The organism is Candidatus Nanosynbacter sp. TM7-087, assembly GCF_022828365.1.
Lineage (GTDB): Bacteria > Patescibacteriota > Saccharimonadia > Saccharimonadales > Saccharimonadaceae > Nanosynbacter.
The window spans coordinates 48005-61265 of record NZ_JAJQJU010000003.1 but is presented as its reverse complement, the minus strand read 5'-3'; the positions used below and the strand labels follow the sequence as shown (position 1 = coordinate 61265).

Below are 13261 nucleotides of genomic sequence, written 5' to 3'. Positions count from 1 at the left end.
AGCGAGAAAATATGGCACGAGTTGATTATACAACGGATTCCGAAACTGACAGCAGATTAAATCCTGCTGAGCAGGCTAAGTTTGATCAAATCTCGGCTGGTTATGACAGCGGGTCAGAGTTAAGTGATCGCGAAAAAGATGCCATAAATGACCTTGAATCTCAGTTTGATAATAAAGATTCGGATTTGAATCCTAATCAAAACGATTCCGCCAGCGCTGCTGTTAATAACCAAGAGTCTTCTGTTCCAGGCAACGGTTTTTATCAGCCGTCTGCGGGAAAAAAGAAAAGTCCAGTAACATTTAAGTCTTTACTAAAAAAACGCGGACCAATTGCAGCTATTGCTGGAATATTGGGACTGGGTGGTGGAATTATGGGAATATTTCTTAGTCCAGCGACAATGTTACAAAATATTATGGAGAATTTCACCTGGAAAAACGACTCCGCCACACCCGCTAAAATATCCAGAAGCAAACAGGTTATGAACGGATTCTTGGATTCTAAAGATAGTTCAGGAATCTGTGCTAATAGCAGTAAGAAGATACGATGTAGAACAGGAAAGTTGTCCTATAAAGCACTAACGAAATTCAAGAAATCGGGAATTATTCCAGTTGATGCTGATGGCAATGAAATGAAGCTGAAGAAAACTGGTTACCCAGAAAAAAATCCAACTCACTGGAAGGTAGAAGGATTAAACGATGGGAAACCTATTGAGTCGTCGAAATTAAAAGACGAATTGCTAAAGAAAGAGAATCGTAAAATTGCCAGTAAAGTCTATGGCAGAACTGGCTTATTTAAAATGCGTTTCCGCGCTTGGACAGGGAAACATATAAGTAAGCTTTACGATAAATTCAACCTTAAAAGAAATAATGTGATGTCAAAAATCGATAAAAAACTTGGTATAAAAGAAAAAAGAGAGAAATTTAAAGAAAAACTTCCAAAGTTCGAAGAAGGACACGCTCTTAGAAATATTGGAGAAGGCGTTGATAAATTAGGGAATAAATTAAAAAAAGGCGGCCTGGCTTATACTATTAGCGCAGGGGCTTGTGTTACAGTAAAAATCCCAAATCTTATTGCGGCAGGTGTAGCAGCAATCCAGTTAGCTCCACTATTAGGTCTAGTTATGGATGTTATCCTATCACCTGGATCGCAAGCTAAGGCTTCTGGACTCGACTCTAGTGGCGGTGGATTCTCTCAAGAAACGATGGAAACCATCGGCACTATGCTAACCGAAAGAGGAAAAATGAAAGGGTCCGATAACGCTGAAGGATCGGCATTAGATTCTCCGTATTTACTAGCAGCAATGGGCGTAAATAACGACAAGCCTGGAATTGCAAAAAACTACATTCCTGGATATTCAGTAGCTACGAATCCTATAGTACAAGGCTTTAATGAAGCTAAAGAAGCCACTGAAGGTGTATGCGATTATATATTAAGTCCAGTAGCCATGTATGCCTCTATGGCAGTAGAGGCAGCAGTCTCAGCCTCTACTGGCGGTATAAGTGCGATAATTAGTTGGGTAGGTAAGGCAGCGCTATCTGAAGTGACTAAAAAAGTACTCGAATATGCAGTTGGCGAGCAGGTAAAAAATATCCTCACAGAATTAGCAAAAAGCCTTCTTGTTCCAAACAATGCCCAGTATAAAGACCTGGGTGATGCACTCGGCGTTGGAGCGGCAGCATTCTTTGCAAGCGGATCTATGGGGCAGATGTTACCGGGGCTTAAAATGAGCCAATTAGCAGAATTCAACGGAATCCAAATAGCGAACGAAGAATTCCAAAAAGAAATGGATATCGCCTCATTAAGTCCATTTGATACGTCCAGTAGATATACATTCTTAGGTAGTATATTCCATAATATGGGCAATATGATGATAGCTAATGGAACTTATAGTAAAACTCCAGTAGCAATGCTATCTAATATTCTCAGGCTACCTTCTATGGCATTGTCTTATTCATCCACTGCAAAAGCAGCAAGTGGTATGTATTCTGATAAATATTGCGGATATGCAAAAGACTTTTCTATGGGCAGCGGATCATCGGAAGATCCAGCTGTGAATATGGCAGGATTACCGTGTACTGGCATAACCAACAGCCAGGCAAACATGTCAGTAGAGGAGGCTATTCAAATTGCCGAAAATGAAGGATGGATACAGAAAGATATGGACATTCCAGATGGCGCAGATATATCCGATCTCATGAATAATGGATACATAGTTGAAGGCACTCCTCTTCATGACTTTATAGAAGACTGTGGAGATGCTAGCACCGGAAGCTATTGGTTTAGTAATGGCGGGTGTACAGCGCCATCAGATTCAACACAGACAACATCATCTACCGCACCAACATATAAAGATAGTGAAGGCAAAGATATTACTGACCAATCTTTCGGAGCTGAAAACTCCGCTAAGCAATACGACGATAGAAAGCTTTCCGCAATGTCAGTATTGCTAATTGATTTCCAAATTGCCCAATCAATCAATGGCGAAGATGACGAAGAAGACGCCCCTTCAACCACAGCTAAAGCTCCAGACAATGGCGAGGCAGTTGGTGAACCAGAATTAGAAGAGGCTCAATCAGGGTGGGGTAATCATAGTAACGGAGAAATCCCAGATTCAGAATTGCAAACTCTATCTTTCTCGTCAGGCAATAAAATGAATAAGAAAGCTGCAGCGGCCATGGAAGAAATGAATAAAGCGTATAAAGCCGCTAACGGGTCAGACTTAACAATTAATGAAGCGTATCGAGATTGTGCAACACAAATTAGATATAGTAAAGAGCTAGGATCAAGAGCAGCTCCAGCTCCTCCGTGCGTATCAAACCACGGCTGGGGGCTTGCTGCAGATATTGAAGTTGGCGCGTTTGGGTCTTCTACATATAATTGGCTAAAGGCTAACGCCCACAAATACGGTTATGCACATCCCGCTTGGGCTGAGCCGGGTGGGAGTAACCCCGAACAATGGCATTGGGAGTATGCAAGGAAGGTCTAATGAATAAAGAAAATAAAGTCATACTAATATCATCCGTATTATTTTTAATAAGTATTACGGCAACTTTCCTTATTATTAAAAACCCTGACGGCAATCAATACACAACTATTCTGTCATCATCCCAAAACGCTAACGAGAATCAAAGTAATCAAAATAATACTCACGAGCAACCATCAGAGAAGAAAGTTATTACCGAATTACTAAATTCTACCTCCAGTACCTACGGCAACCGTGAATTAAAAAAGTATTCAATAGTAAAAGAGCAGGGCGAATTTAAGTTGGTTACACTAGAAATTTATAGCGAGAAATTCAAATCTACCTACAACACGTATGCAGTCCTAAGAAATAATTCAGTCATAACAGGCGTTAATGATAGAAAATCCCCAGACGCCTTAAAAAATATTGGTGTTCCTGCAGATATTATAAACGAATATAAGAGGAATCGATCTGATGTATAAAAAGTTGTCTATCGCTCTTTGCTTTGCTATATCTTTTGCTATTACTATGCAGCCAGTATCTTTGGCGGCAGGATATCCCGATTCATATGTAACAAACGATATTCTTTGGTATAAAGAAAATGATTCAACAACTTGTTCCGGATCATCTTCTAATGGAGTATCAGGATCTGATAACCAAGAAAAGATTTGGGGATATCTACGCAACGCAGGATTAAGCGCCGAACAAACAGCTGGTGTGATGGCTAATATTCAGGCAGAGTCAGGATTTAGTCCTACCAGACACGAAGTAGGTCAAGGATGGGGGTCTGGTGGCTGGGGACTTGCCCAGTGGACGTTCGGAAGGCGAACGCAGATAGCTAATAAAATACCGTCTGAGTTAAAAAAATATTACAGCCAAGAGTATGGTGGCGCACCTAACGACAAGGGTATGGTCGATTCTATTCCAGTAGAAGACAACGACAAGCTATTGATCTTTGAATTAGAGTATTTAGTGCAAGAGGGGACAGAAAGACCCGTTACTGCTCGTGGATTTGGTACCGCTTCAAATTCATGGGAATTATTAAAAACCCTGAAGACAGTTGATGATGCCACTGTTTTTTGGCATGACGATTTTGAAAAATCAGCCATGACAAAAGATGAAGTTAAAAATATACGCGGTGCCGCCGCACAAAAAATCTATGAAAGATTTAATGGTACAGGCGGAAGTGGAGGAGGATGTTCTTCATCAAGTGGTGACGGCGACTTTATCGACTATGTCAAACGTTATGCCTGGCCAGAAAAAAGGGTTCGTACAGATAAAAAACCTGAATATGCAGAAGCTATAGAAAAAGCGAAAAGAGAGAACAGATTTACTGGCGGTACGTGTTTTGGCGGCGGTGTTGATTGTGGCGCGTTTGTAACAACGATTTTGAACGACAGTGGGTTTGATAAAAATTACAACTACGGAGGTGAGGGCGGTAAAGCTGGGCCGACTGGCGTGCAGAGAGCGTGGGCGGAAGCCAACTGGCAAACTCTTGGCAACGGTAGCTCAATCAACGTAGCAGACCTTAAACCTGGTGATGTCGCCCATAGTCCAGGACATACATTTGTTTTTGTTGGCAATATAGACGGATTTGACTCAAATATAGCGTCCGCCTCATTGTGCGAATACGCCCCAAAAGCAGGCGGCGAGAGCTTAACATCATCAAGCGTAACTTGGTTTAGGAAGAAATGATGAATAAAAAAATAATTAGCAGTATATTAATATTATTATCAGTCAGTACATTAGTATATGGCACCATAACCTACGTAAATAGGCATGACACCACTCCAGTTTATCTACTGACCTCGCCCGATAAAGCTGAAATTACTACTGGCAATCAAAAATTTATCGGCTCGCAAGTCGTATATTTAAAACCAGGAACATACAATTTTAAAGCATCAAGAAGTGGCTTTAAAGATGAGAATATTAATGTTGAAGTGAAGAAGGGTAATCCGTTAAGGATAATTTTTGCACTCACACCCACGACAGAGGAGGCTATTAAAGAATTACAGTCTTCCTCTAAAACGTCAGAAATAGACAGAGCTACAACAGACAGACTTGCTAATGAACAAAAAAAGTTAGAAGACGCCAATCCTATAATTAAAAAATTGCCAATAAAAAACTTAATTTATTCAATTGGATATAAGGCAGACCCTAACCGTAAGAATGGAGTTATCGTAGAAATCGATACTGTAGAAGGATATAGAAATGCTGCTCTCAATAAGATTAAAGAGCAGGGATTTGACCCGTCAAAACTAAATATCACATTTAGAAACTACGCTAATACATTTACGGAGTAATTATGAATCGAAGGAATATCATCATCGGCAGCATTACATTGGTAATATTAACGTTAATATTGCTAGCGATTATGTTCATCCAGCCAACACACACTATATCTATAACTTTCGACAAGGAAAACCTATCAGCGAAAATATATCGCAACACAGGCAAAAGCACTTCCGAAATTACGTCGATAAACGGTAATTCTAAGATACAGTTATCAGACGGCAAATACATAATAAAGACGTCATCTAAATCTGGTTCTATCAATGAGAATTCCACGGAATTTACCGTAAAAGGATCGGATGAAAATATATCTGTAAAAACTGAATATAGCCAAAAATTTATGTCTAGTAAAATAAATGAATATAGAAGTGATATTTCAGAGGTATTATTTGCCAAATATCCAGAGTTAAAATCATCTTTCATCCTCCAGAAAGAAATTATCCTAGGAAATAACGCGGACTGGTATGCGGCCAGTTATCAGAGAGGTGTCATAGATAGAAATTCCGGCGATATCTACACTGTTATTCTGAAGAAAGAAAATAACAAATGGGTGATTAAAACTAAGCCACAAATAATCAATACTATATACAACACCAAAGATATACCAGAAGATATTTTGTCAGAAACAGCCTCCAGATTATCTCCGTTTTCTGCTAACTCTTAAGCGGCATAATAATGTGCGTATAATCAGGATTTTTTACTTGCTCACGAATTACACACGGCGACAATTTACCATTAAACGAGAATACAATTTCATCCGCGTCAATAATATTCAAAACTTCCGTTAGGTAGCGTGAATTAAGCGTTACTTGACCGTCTGCGGATATCTTAGCTGTTGCCTCTGAGGTGTTCTCGCCAAGTTCAGACGCAATCGAATGAATAGAAAGCAGGGAATTTTCCTCTGATGCGGTAATTGTAATTCCACCACCAGATTCACGCGCGAATAACGCCGCAATTTTCGTAACTCGACTAAAATCAGACTTCTTAATGACAATCTCAGTTTCGGCAGTCGCTGGAATCAATTGGCGATAATCAGGGAATTTCCCGTCAATCAATCGGCTAACAATTTCCATATCTCCCGTCTTAAAACAAACTTGAGAATCGTCAAAGAGAACCGTAATTTTCTTCTCATCGCCGACACTTTTACTGACTTCCGCCAATGTAGAGGCAGGAATGATCGCTGAAACTTCATTATCCGACTTTATCAGACGCTTTTCTGCCAGCCTGTAGCCATCAGTAGCAGCCAGATATAGCGATCCTTCATAATTATGCCAATAAACTCCTGTAAGCACTGCTCGCGTAACGTCAGAGCTAACAGCCAACTTCGTTTGGACTATGGCTTTCTTTAAATCCTCAACATCAATTTCATATTGCATAGCGGTCTTTTCGTCAATTGTAGGCAGCTCAGGATATTCATCAGCTACCACGCCATTGATAACAGATGAAAACTTGCCCGAAGTTATATGCAAATGTTCGTTTTTAGTTTCAAGTTCCACCGGACCGCTTGGCAAGTTTGTAATGAATTCTGACACCAATCGGGCAGGAATTGTAATGGATCCATGATCCTCAATTTTCGCGCCAATGTATTGAGTGGAAGCAATTTCCAAATTCGTTCCAGCAATCAATAATCTTCCTCCATCAGTGCGAAGTAAAATATTATTCAATATCGGCAGTTCATTACGACTTGATGCGATATCTTTGATTAGATTAAGTGCTTTTGCGAGTTTTTCTTGGGTGACTGATACTTTCATTATACTTTCCTTAATTTTTAATTAGTCTTAATAGTAATAGGTGCTGTGGAAACTGGGTAAAAAATGTGTTCAAACAGGGGTAAAGTGGCGATAAAATAGGTGGAAAACTCTGTGTGCTACTTGTGGACTTTATAGTGGATATTTGTGTATTATTCCACTGTCTGCTGACTTGTCGTTTTCTTTCCACAGATCTGTGTGTTGGTAAGTCGCCGCAAAAACACAACATCTGCACAGCTTTTCCACAATTAATGAACATATAATTTATCCTTAATGTCGTTAATTTGCTCGCGAATACTGACATTTGTAAGGCTTTCTTTGGTGATTTTTTCAATTGAATGCATAGCGGTTGTGTGGTCTTTTCGTCCAAGCTCTTGGGCAATTTTCGGAAAACTCATTTTCAGCTCACTACGCAGAAGGAACATCGCAATTTGCCTTGGCATGGCGATAAATTTATCTCGCCTGGATGAGCACATATCTTTTACATCAATATTATAATAGCGCGCCGTCTTATCAATTATTTGTTTGGCGGTTATATGTTGCGGTCTATTGCGTTTAATATCTCCCAAAATTCCTTCAGCCGCCGCCAAATCAGGCGTAAAATTCTGCATTTCCGCATAAGCAAGCAGTCGATTCAAAGCGCCTTCCAGTTCGCGAATGTTCGTCTTAAAGTTGGTCGCCAGATACTCTACGACATCGGAATCTAGTTCAGTGTTGCTGAGTTCAGCTTTTGCTTTGACTATGGCACAACGAGTTTCATAATCAGGCATCTGAATATCAATCGCCATACCCCATTCAAATCGACTACGCAAACGATCGGTTAGAGTAGGAATACTTTTTGGCGGTTTATCTGAGCTAATAATGATTTGCTTGTTGTTTTGATGAAGATCGTTAAATGTATGGAAAAATTCGTCCTGAGTTTTTTCTTTCCCAGCGATAAATTGCATATCATCGACAATCAATACATCGACATTGCGATATTTATCAGAAAAACCTTTTTTCTTGAATCGAATAGAATCTAGAAACTCATTAACAAACGTTTCTGTAGTAATGTAAAGCACGCGCGCCGAAGATTGTTTTTTAACTATCTCGTTACCAACAGCTTGCATTAAGTGAGTTTTACCAAGTCCAGAGCCGCCGTAAAGATAGAGCGGATTATATTTTTCTCCTGGATGTGCGGCGACCGCTTGGCAGGCAGCATAGGCCAAATCGTTACTTGAGCCAACGATGAAGTTGTCAAACGTATACCTGGGGTTAAGATTACTTGAATGAGATTTCCTCGATGGTAAAATCAGCGGCTTCGCTGTTTCTTGTTGTCCACTTTTATCAACTTCACGATTAACGCGCGGTTTTTTATTGCTAGATTCGACGTTATAAGAAATAGACGGAGCATTGATGCCGTTGTGAGCCAAGGCCTCTAATATTTGCGGGTGAAATCGCTTTTCAAGTTGAGTTCTAGCAAAAATATTCGGCGCAATTATAAGAACTTCTTTTTCGGAGATTATTTCCAATTTGGTATTTTTAAACCACGCAGTAAACGACGAAGACGATACAGTTACTTCAATCTCACCTAAAACACCCTGCCAAACCGCATGACTATCCACGAAAATTACTCCCTCAAATTCTGTTAACTGTCTTTACTATAGCAAATAAGGGGAGTTTTCCACAAGTATAAACGGAGTAGAAAGGTTACTATTCAAAACAGGGGTAGAGTTTTCCACAACTAAAATTTTCATCTGTTAAAACTGTGGAAAAATATACGTCGATAGTGGAAAAGTTATTGTCGACTTGCAAAAAGTACTGAAAGAATATATACTATTCATTGATATGCCAAAGCGAACATTTCAACCACACACCCGACACCGCGCAAAGACGCACGGTTTTAGGGCACGAGTTTCTACCAAGGCTGGTAGGATGGTTTTGAAGCGCCGCCGCCTAAAGGGCCGCGCTAAAATTGCTATTTAATTGATAGCTAAAAATTATCCCGTCGATGAAGGCGGGATTTTTTGATATAATTGTAAAATATGTTACAACAATGTAATCGGTTTCATGGTCATGGCAGTCTTAAGTTTGTCTATAAAAATGGACAAGCGGTTCGTTCGTCTATAGCTACAATAAAATACGTAAAAAATCCGTATCGAAATCACAGCAGATTTGCGGTTGTTGTTAGTAAAAAAGTTCTAAAATCAGCGGTGCGGCGGAATCGTATACGTCGACGTGTTTATGAAATTATTCGCCTGGAGCTGCCTAATATGAAAAATGACCAAGATGTGGCTGTTATTATATTTTCGGCGGAAGTTTTATCGATGCCACATAAAGATCTAAAACAGACAATAAAGAATCTTTTCTCTCAAGCTCAACTGTATAAATAGGCGCTTTTTTGCTATAATTAAGACATGAGTTTTTTTGATGAGTTTATTGTTCGACCGATTTTAAATTTGCTAATGGCTATTTATAGTCTAATCCCAGATTTTGGTGTTAGTGTCATTATCTTTACGATTATTGTAAGACTTTTACTTTGGCCGCTAATTAAGAAGCAGCTTCATCAAGCAAAGGCAATGCGTAAAATGCAGCCAGAGCTAGTGAAAATCAAAAAACAGTACGCAAAAAATCCACAAATGCGTAACTTAGCGATGGTGGAGCTTTATAAAAAACACAACGTCAGTGCCTTTGGCTCAATCGGCGTTATGATTATTCAGTTACCAATTTTGATTGCGATGTATCGAGTGGTGCAGATTTTCGTTTCTAGCCGCGCCGACTTAGGAAAATATGTTTATGATTTTATGAAAAATCTGCCGGTTGCTAATAATTTAGTGAATAATCCGGATCAATTTAATCAGAATTTCCTGGGAATTATAGATTTGACGCAACACGCGATATCAAAGAATGGAATTGTTGTTGGCTTGGTTATTTTGGCGGCAGTTGCGGCATATTTGCAATATTTAACTTCAAAACAATTGTCACCCCAATCTGACAGCAATCGTAAGTTGCGTGACATTTTAGCTGAGGCTGGCGATGGAAAAGAGGCAGATCAGGCGGAAGTAAATGCTATTATGACGCGAAAAATGATGAAATTTATGCCAGTAATGATGTTCTTCGTGATTGTGTATTTGCCGGCAGCTTTGGCGCTTTATTTGACGACAGCTAGCGCCGTGGGATATCTCCAGAACTATATCATCTTCAAGCAAGACTCTAAAGAAATGCAAGAAATTGCAGATAAAAAATCATCCCAAAAATCTAAAGCATCGACAAAAATCGACAAACGTGTTAAAAAGGCTACAGAGGCCAGGGTAACTCGGATCAAGGCTAAGGATTAAGGAGGATTTATGGACCAAATTGAAACGGTTGAATTTGTAAAAAAATATTTAGAGGATTTACTAACGTTCTTTGACTTGAATCTGGAAGTTTCGGTAAAAATCGAAGATGGAATTGTTGTAGCTTCAATTCCACATAGCGAACGAAGCAGTATTTTAATCGGTAGAAATGCGGAAACATTGCGTAGTATTCAGAACCTTTTGTCGACAGCTCTTCATCATAAAGAAGCTTCAACTGTTCGAGTTAATTTGGACATTGCGGACTATAAAAAGCAGCACGCTGAAAAAATTGCCGAAAAGGCGCGCGGCTGGATTGAAGAAGTCCGTCGAACTGGCGAATCAAAGGTGGTGGATTTGAATGCTGCTGATCGCTGGACAGTGCATCACTTGGCTGGTGAATATAGCGATATTGATACGCATTCTGAAGGTGAAGGTCGCGAACGACGTCTGATTATTAGTCAGAAGAGTTCTTAGTATCCTTAAAGACTATTCTGGAATATAGAACATAATTCCAAACGAGGCTGACCACTGTGGCGGCTAGCTTGCTAATCAATAGGGCAAGTGATTTATTTAATCCGAAGTTTATAAATATCGGTGTAATAATAGCGATAATAATTGTCTGAATTACCCATAAACCAAATAGTGTAACTGCGGCGAATAAAAGAAATTGTTTTTTCAAGTTTTGAGATGTTGACTTGAAAGTGTATTTTTTGTTTGCAAAAAACGAGAACAAAAAGGCAACGAATGTTGATATGAAATTAGCAAACTCTTTTGGTATATTTAAAAAGATTGTTAGGCTAAAAAGTATGCCAAAATCTAGCACTGTATTAGTACTGCCAACGATAAGAAATCTGAATTTATCGGCATGTTTTTTTAATATTTCCTGCATGATACTCCTCTATTAAATATAATGGTCTGTTTTTCGTCTCAATAAATATCCGTCCTACGTATTCGCCAATTATACCCAGGGATAGTAGCTGAACTCCTCCGAGGAATAAGATAACTGCCATTAGTGAAGAATATCCAGTACCAGTAGAAACTCCGAACAAAGGGCGAACTAAAAGATATATAATCCAAATGAAAGCAATAAACGAAATGATAAATCCAAAAATAGTTGCCATTCGTAGCGGTGTGGTAGTAAAACTGGTAATTCCGTCAATTGCCAAGTTGAGTAGTTTTCGGTAATTCCACTTGGTTTGACCAGCTAATCTGGGATCGCGATCATAGAATATCTCTTTTTTCTTATATCCAATCCAGCTAAAAATTGCTTTTGTGTTACGTTGAGATTCGCGGAATTTTTGCAAAGCCTCAATGCATCGGTGATCCAGTAAGCGAAAATCTCCAGTGTCGACCTGAATGGGGATGTTGGTAGATTTTTGTAATATTCTGTAATACCATTGGCTGGTTTTTTTCTTCAGCCAGGTTTCGCCTTGTCGATTGTTGCGGCGAGCATAGACGTCATCGTAACCATTTTCCCAATACGAAATCATTTCCTGGATGATCTCTGGCGGGTCTTGTAAATCTGCATCGATAATCACCAGAGCGTCACTTTTTACGTGGTCAATTCCAGCTATCATGGCAATTTCCTTACCGAAGTTTCGCGATAGATTTATATAGCTGATACGAGAATCTTTTTTCGATTGCTCGGCTATGATTGAAAAAGATTTATCGGTGCTACCGTCGTTTATGAAGAGAAATTCGAATTGATAATTGGGTGTGTTTTTTGTAAATTCGTCCAAGCGCTTAAATAATTGCGGCAAAACGGATTCTTCGTTGTAGACAGGAATGAGAAGAGTGATGGTTTTCATAACTATTTCAAAGCTTCTTCAAATGATTTCATTAAGGTGTCTACATTCTTTTTCCATGAAATTCTTTGCACCTGTGCTTGCATACGCTCACTCATTTCTTTACGGCTGTTCGGATTGGATAATATAGATAAAATCTTTTCAGCAAAGTCTTCGGGATTTTTGGGTTGAGCGTACAAAATAGCATCACCTCCAGCTTCACGCAATACTGGGATATCTGAAGCGACAACAGGAGTTCCGCTCGTTAAGGCTTCGACGATAGGCATTCCAAATCCTTCATAGATAGAACTCATACAGAAAAGGTCGGCTTGTTGATAGAATGCAGGAACGTCTTCTTGAGGTATATATCCTGGACGTATAACATTTTCTCCCGCAGCTTGAGCTTCCTTTATGGCGCGTTCAGTGGATTCCGTTTTCCATCCTTTTCCGCCTGCTAGGACTAGGGAATATTTTTCGCGAATTTCCTTCGGTAGTGATCGAAAAGCGGATATCATTGTCGGTAAGTCTTTGCGCGGCTCTAAATTGCCGATTGAAAAAATATATCGTTTGGTTGGTAAGTTATATTTGGTTGCAACGTCTATTGTGCTAGGTTGGCGATAGATTGGGTCTGCTGGTATAGGTGTTACAACAATTTTTGATGCGGGGACTTTGTACTCGGCGATAATCTCTGATTTGATTGACTCTGAAACTGTAATGATGATATCGGCTTTTTTGGCAGAGCGAGGAACGCATCTCCTAAGATGCGCCAAGTTTCGTTGCTCGATGGTTTCAGGAAAATATAAATATCCAAGGTCGTGAATAACTACGGCGGAGATGGAGGATTTTACTGTTGTCCATAGGTCAAAATTTGGGAATATTGATACGTCTACGCGAGGGGAAAATAGATCATACGGCAGCGGAATATTGTAACTTTGAAGTTTTGTGAACAAGCGCTGCGGCATAAAAATATGCTTTTCATGCTTGACGGCTTTATTTAATTCGGGGTCTTTATGTTTGCTAAGAAAATTAAAGTAAAATGCGGATATTTCCGTATTTGATGGAGAATAGGTAGCCAGGCTATTAGTGAGCATTCGTGTGTAATGACCTACTCCAGATATATTTGGGGCAGTTAATGCAGCAGTTTCAATACGAATCTTCAT

At 39.5% G+C, this 13261-nt stretch carries 14 protein-coding genes; 9 read left to right on the top strand and 5 right to left on the bottom strand.

Going from position 1 to position 13261, the window contains the following annotated elements:
• Positions 1-11 precede the first annotated feature (11 nt).
• From LRM41_RS03800 to LRM41_RS03780, 5 genes are read left to right on the top strand one after another with little or no spacing between them, the layout of a single operon-like run.
• Positions 12-2987 (top strand): M15 family metallopeptidase, encoded by a 2976-nt coding sequence (locus tag LRM41_RS03800; RefSeq protein ID WP_243819530.1) that lies wholly within the window; start codon positions 12-14, stop codon positions 2985-2987.
• The gene (locus tag LRM41_RS03795) at positions 2987-3445 is read left to right on the top strand and encodes a hypothetical protein (protein WP_243819529.1); all 459 of its coding nucleotides are present in this window, start codon (positions 2987-2989) and stop codon (positions 3443-3445) included. The genes LRM41_RS03800 and LRM41_RS03795 overlap by 1 nt, the downstream gene beginning before the upstream one ends.
• Positions 3438-4658 (top strand): phage tail tip lysozyme, encoded by a 1221-nt coding sequence (locus LRM41_RS03790; RefSeq protein ID WP_243819528.1) that lies wholly within the window; start codon positions 3438-3440, stop codon positions 4656-4658. The genes LRM41_RS03795 and LRM41_RS03790 overlap by 8 nt, the downstream gene beginning before the upstream one ends.
• Positions 4655-5266: a hypothetical protein gene (locus tag LRM41_RS03785; protein WP_243819527.1), complete on the top strand. Its 612-nt coding sequence runs from the start codon at positions 4655-4657 to the stop codon at positions 5264-5266. The genes LRM41_RS03790 and LRM41_RS03785 overlap by 4 nt, the downstream gene beginning before the upstream one ends.
• A gap of 2 nt (positions 5267-5268) precedes the next feature.
• The gene (locus LRM41_RS03780) at positions 5269-5919 is read left to right on the top strand and encodes a hypothetical protein (RefSeq protein ID WP_243819526.1); all 651 of its coding nucleotides are present in this window, start codon (positions 5269-5271) and stop codon (positions 5917-5919) included.
• Here the strand turns inward: LRM41_RS03780 and dnaN are convergent.
• Positions 5909-7006 (bottom strand): DNA polymerase III subunit beta, encoded by a 1098-nt coding sequence (gene dnaN / locus LRM41_RS03775; protein ID WP_178143072.1) that lies wholly within the window; start codon positions 7004-7006, stop codon positions 5909-5911. The genes LRM41_RS03780 and dnaN overlap by 11 nt on opposite strands.
• A gap of 245 nt (positions 7007-7251) precedes the next feature.
• Positions 7252-8607, bottom strand: coding sequence for a chromosomal replication initiator protein DnaA (gene dnaA, locus LRM41_RS03770; RefSeq protein WP_243819525.1), 1356 nt, complete (start codon positions 8605-8607; stop codon positions 7252-7254).
• A gap of 223 nt (positions 8608-8830) precedes the next feature.
• On the opposite strand from dnaA, the gene rpmH reads away from it, so the two are divergent.
• The 4 genes from rpmH to LRM41_RS03750 are packed head-to-tail and all read left to right on the top strand — an operon-like array spanning position 8831 to position 10791.
• A complete protein-coding gene (gene rpmH / locus LRM41_RS03765; RefSeq protein ID WP_129635430.1) occupies positions 8831-8968 on the top strand; it encodes a 50S ribosomal protein L34 in 138 nt (45 codons plus the stop codon).
• Positions 8969-9027: 59 nt separating this feature from the next.
• Positions 9028-9375 (top strand): ribonuclease P protein component, encoded by a 348-nt coding sequence (gene rnpA / locus LRM41_RS03760; RefSeq protein WP_129631947.1) that lies wholly within the window; start codon positions 9028-9030, stop codon positions 9373-9375.
• Positions 9376-9399: 24 nt separating this feature from the next.
• Positions 9400-10320 (top strand): YidC/Oxa1 family membrane protein insertase, encoded by a 921-nt coding sequence (locus LRM41_RS03755; protein ID WP_243819524.1) that lies wholly within the window; start codon positions 9400-9402, stop codon positions 10318-10320.
• Positions 10321-10329: 9 nt separating this feature from the next.
• Complete coding sequence (locus LRM41_RS03750) at positions 10330-10791, top strand: Jag family protein (protein ID WP_129636891.1); 462 nt, start codon at positions 10330-10332, stop codon at positions 10789-10791.
• Here the strand turns inward: LRM41_RS03750 and LRM41_RS03745 are convergent.
• The 3 genes from LRM41_RS03745 to LRM41_RS03735 are packed head-to-tail and all read right to left on the bottom strand — an operon-like array spanning position 10772 to position 13261.
• On the bottom strand, positions 10772-11206 hold the full coding sequence (locus LRM41_RS03745) for a GtrA family protein (protein ID WP_243819523.1): 435 nt from the start codon (positions 11204-11206) through the stop codon (positions 10772-10774). The genes LRM41_RS03750 and LRM41_RS03745 overlap by 20 nt on opposite strands.
• A complete protein-coding gene (locus LRM41_RS03740) occupies positions 11175-12125 on the bottom strand; it encodes a glycosyltransferase family 2 protein (protein ID WP_243819522.1) in 951 nt (316 codons plus the stop codon). Before LRM41_RS03740 ends, LRM41_RS03745 begins: the two co-directional genes overlap by 32 nt.
• A 2-nt stretch (positions 12126-12127) precedes the next feature.
• Positions 12128-13261, bottom strand: coding sequence for a glycosyltransferase family 4 protein (locus LRM41_RS03735; protein ID WP_243819521.1), 1134 nt, complete (start codon positions 13259-13261; stop codon positions 12128-12130).

Excerpts from the sequence above, each read along its gene's own strand:
- LRM41_RS03800 (WP_243819530.1), top strand. The coding sequence starts at position 12 with ATGGCACGAGTTGATTATACAACGGATTCCGAAACTGACAGCAGATTA.
- LRM41_RS03795 (WP_243819529.1), top strand. The coding sequence starts at position 2,987 with ATGAATAAAGAAAATAAAGTCATACTAATATCATCCGTATTATTTTTA.
- LRM41_RS03790 (WP_243819528.1), top strand. The coding sequence starts at position 3,438 with ATGTATAAAAAGTTGTCTATCGCTCTTTGCTTTGCTATATCTTTTGCT.
- LRM41_RS03785 (WP_243819527.1), top strand. The coding sequence starts at position 4,655 with ATGATGAATAAAAAAATAATTAGCAGTATATTAATATTATTATCAGTC.
- LRM41_RS03780 (WP_243819526.1), top strand. The coding sequence starts at position 5,269 with ATGAATCGAAGGAATATCATCATCGGCAGCATTACATTGGTAATATTA.
- dnaN (WP_178143072.1), bottom strand. The coding sequence starts at position 7,006 with ATGAAAGTATCAGTCACCCAAGAAAAACTCGCAAAAGCACTTAATCTA.
- rpmH (WP_129635430.1), top strand. The coding sequence starts at position 8,831 with ATGCCAAAGCGAACATTTCAACCACACACCCGACACCGCGCAAAGACG.
- rnpA (WP_129631947.1), top strand. The coding sequence starts at position 9,028 with ATGTTACAACAATGTAATCGGTTTCATGGTCATGGCAGTCTTAAGTTT.
- LRM41_RS03755 (WP_243819524.1), top strand. The coding sequence starts at position 9,400 with ATGAGTTTTTTTGATGAGTTTATTGTTCGACCGATTTTAAATTTGCTA.
- LRM41_RS03750 (WP_129636891.1), top strand. The coding sequence starts at position 10,330 with ATGGACCAAATTGAAACGGTTGAATTTGTAAAAAAATATTTAGAGGAT.
- LRM41_RS03745 (WP_243819523.1), bottom strand. The coding sequence starts at position 11,206 with ATGCAGGAAATATTAAAAAAACATGCCGATAAATTCAGATTTCTTATC.
- LRM41_RS03740 (WP_243819522.1), bottom strand. The coding sequence starts at position 12,125 with ATGAAAACCATCACTCTTCTCATTCCTGTCTACAACGAAGAATCCGTT.
- LRM41_RS03735 (WP_243819521.1), bottom strand. The coding sequence starts at position 13,261 with ATGAAGATTCGTATTGAAACTGCTGCATTAACTGCCCCAAATATATCT.